Source organism: Methylophilus sp. (genome assembly GCF_035460085.1).
In the GTDB taxonomy this organism is placed as follows: domain Bacteria; phylum Pseudomonadota; class Gammaproteobacteria; order Burkholderiales; family Methylophilaceae; genus Methylophilus.
On the sequence record NZ_DATHWZ010000076.1, the window covers coordinates 1 to 3,700 of the forward strand.

The 3,700-nt window shown below is 45.4% G+C and carries 1 protein-coding gene and 1 pseudogene; one reads left to right on the top strand and one right to left on the bottom strand.

From position 1 onward, the window contains the following. A pseudogene (gene prpD, locus VK958_RS10910) lies at positions 1–475 on the top strand (2-methylcitrate dehydratase); the annotation flags it as partial. Between the two features lie 179 nt (positions 476–654). Here the strand turns inward: prpD and VK958_RS10915 are convergent. Continuing rightward, on the bottom strand, positions 655–3,700 hold a 3,046-nt coding region (locus tag VK958_RS10915), incomplete at its 5' end, for a type I secretion C-terminal target domain-containing protein (RefSeq protein WP_325241222.1).

Here is a 3,700-nt window from a genome sequence, read left to right on the forward strand (position 1 = left end):
ATCAGCCATCCGGATTATTGATAAAACCGGCCCGATGAATAATCCGGCCGACCGTGATCATTGCATTCAGTATATGACGGCAATAGGTTTGCTGAAAGGCAGCTTGACTGCATTGGATTATGAGGATGAAGCCGCAGCGGATCCGCGCATTGATGCCCTGCGCGACAAAATGATTTGTGTAGAAAAAGCAGAATATACCCGCGACTATCTTGATCCTGAAAAACGGTCTATTGCTAACGCTATCCAGATCTTTTTCAAAGATGGTACAGAAACGAGCAACATTGCTGTCGAATACCCTATTGGTCACCGCCGTCGCCGTGAAGCAGGTATCCCAGAACTGGTAAAGAAATTCAAAGTCAACCTGGCACGTCGTTTCAATACGCAAAAACAAACTGAGATTCTGGTTTTATGCCAGGATCAAATGAAACTTGAAGCACTCCCTGTCAATGAATTTGTAGATATGCTCGCAATTTAATCAATTAAAGTTTCGATCTAATTTATTAAATTAAGGCACCAATGGGTGCCTTAATTTTTATTCGCTCCGGCATTCTATTTCTTCAATGACATATATCTACTATCAACACGCATCTTTTCGACTGACAATAACCACAAAAAAAAGCGACCCTAAGGTCGCTTTTTTAACATCAGCAGAAATTATTCTGTGATGATTTTTTGCTGAGCCATCAAGTTTGCAATGATTGCCGCGTCGGAAGATTGACCAGAGGTCAAATCAACACCGGTCAATACAATTTGTTGTGTTGTATTGCCACTGCTGAAGTTGCCAGACACATTGTGCGCATCATTTGAGTATCCACCGTTAGAGCTGATGTGGACGATGGTATCGCTACCAGATTTCTCAAAGTGCATGTAGTTTGCCAGATTAGTGTTGTTTTCGCCTTGCAGCAAATCACGCACATCTAGAACATCACCACCTTGGCTGAGTGGGCTCTTATTGAAATCAGTGATAGTGTCACGGGCTGGGTTACCGGCAACACCATCATCGCCTCTATCCCATTTAAACACATCAACACCAGCACCTCCTGTCAGGGTATCGTTACCTTTACCGCCGATCAGGATGTCATTACCTTCACCGCCATTCAAGGTATCGTTACCAGCGCCACCACGAAGGATGTCATTACCAGCACCGCCGTTCAGCGTATCGTTACCACCTAAACCATAAATGATATCGCTACCTGATGTACCGTTAAGCTGGTTATCATTTCCGCTGGTACCACTGATGATTGCACTGTTTCCACTGGTCAGCAGATCAATATTGATCAAGTTGCTTGAAGTAGCTGTGTCGTGCAGATTAGTGCTGTCCGTTGCAGTAATCTTGAAGCTATCCAGCACATTAACCCCTAAGGTGCTATCGGTTCTGATGGTAGACAAGAACTCATTCAACTTCAGGTTATCGATAGTACCGCCATCCAATGCAGTTACTTCCAGTTTGCCATTCGCAAATAATCCAAGCAGGCCATTATCTTGGGCATAAGTCACTTTCAAACCTAACTCACTCGCAACAGCAGAAGAGTAGGTCAGGAAATTGCCACTCAATGCAAGTAACGCACTGTAAGTAATAGTTACATTGTTGATATTGTTGTTTACATCGCTGGCGCTGAATGCTTGTCTGCTAGAGAAGTTCAGCAGGTCGACATTCAACAAGCCAGGAATAGTTAACAAGCCAGCTGAGTTGATACCGGTACTTACATCTGGCGCCACTTGTGGAACAGCATTGATCTTGGTCACATTAATGCTCAATGTAGCAGAGCTTGTATCGCCATCCTTATCGCTCAATGTGTACTGGAAGTCAGCCACGCCTGATACGGTAGTATTTTTAGGCGTAAACACGAAAGTACCGTCATCCATGTCTAGAACTAACGTTCCTTTCGCAGTTGTGATGGACAATTTATGGCTTGCTGCATCATAAGTGCTTCTGTTGGTACCATTGAAAGTAATCGCACCTGAGGTAGCGTTGAATGTATAGGTTGTGCCCTCAATTGCCACTGATTTCACATAACCACCATCAGCACCAAAACCACCATTTGTAACCAGACTGCCTGAGATTGAAGCTGCTACTGTTTCGTTCAGCACGCCATCCAGTTGGTCGAAATCAGTCACTTTGATACCACCGGTGTTAACACCAGCCTGCCCGTCGTAAGCAATTGGGTTCAATTGCGAGGTAGAGGTATTTGCACCCAATCCAAGAGCATATGACTTGATGTTATATGTTTCCAGGAATTGAATCCACGCTCTTTCTTCAGCAGCTTGAATACCTGCATCAGCAGAAGATGAATTCTCATTACCGGCTAAACTGTCAGTACTTCCCTGTCCGCGGTTAGGCTCACCATCTGTAAAGAAGTAGGATACGGTCTGTGCATTATCCAACTTACCATTTGACTCATAAGCCTTCATCGCTGTTTCGAGTGCTGAATCGTAGTTAGTGTTGCCATTCGGAGACAAACTATTCAATAAGCTATTCGCTTCAGCAACAGTTAACCAGGTGGTACCTAACTGCCTGGTTTGCGCATCGCCAGCAAACACCACTAAAGCAACCTTCACATCACCCAGATCATCATAACTGGCCAACAGGGTTTTAATAGACTGGATCGCACTTGCTAAACGTGTCTGACCGCCCACACCATCTCTGCCGCCCATACTGCCCGAAACATCCAATGTAATCATCACATTGGTATTTGCGGAGTTGGTTGCATAGACCGTCTGGTTGCTTGCTACTGGAGAATCATCTTCAACAGTGACTGGCAAGGTAGTTGTTTGTGTCACACCATTAGCGACAACTTTCACACCAATATCAGTTTTCAGCGAATCTTCAATCGTCGTATTCGGATGGTCGACTGGCTTGCTTAAAGTGATTGAATAAGCGCCGCTGTTATTGATAGTCACAGCAAGTACCTTTTCACCGCCAGCAGAGCCTGTCAATGTCTTGCCATCGGCAGACAATGACCATGTTACAGCTACACCACCTGAAGTAAGCGTAGAAGTGGTTGGTGCCGTCAAGGTCCATACTGCGTCAGCGGCATTAGTTGCATTCAGGCTAAATGCACCTGTTGCTACCACTGAGTCAGTAGTGTCACTGCTGCCAGTAGCATCTTTAATACCGCCTGCCAGACCTTCTTCAGATACTGCAAACTTGCTGCCATTGACCAGGGTGATGCCAATATCGTTGTCGATGATGATTCCGGTCGCTGCTTTTCCACCGATATTCAATGGCAAGGTTTCATTTGGCTCGATCAACGTATCATCAATGGTAGGCACAGTGACAGTGAAGCCATTTACACCAGCTGGCACTGTAATGGTACCGGTAGCAGCATTGTAAGTAACGCCATTACTAAATACTGCAGAACCATAATCGGCAGCAGAGGCTGTACCACCACCCAGAGTGTAGCTATAACTCGTAGGCGCATTGGTAGTTGTACTCAATGTAACTGTATAAACAAGATTGTTACCTTCAACTACAGAACCACCATTCGGGCCAGCGGTGATGGTATCTATTGTTGCCCTGTCGTTATCAACAATCACACCTGTACCGGTCGCACCACCAATAGTCAGTGGCAGAGTCTCGTTCAGTTCAACAATGGTGTCATCCACTGTCGGTACTGTCACGGTGAAGCTGCTTACACCTGCTGGTACGGTAATCGTGCCATTGGCGTTCAATACCACACCATTACTGAATACCGCTGTA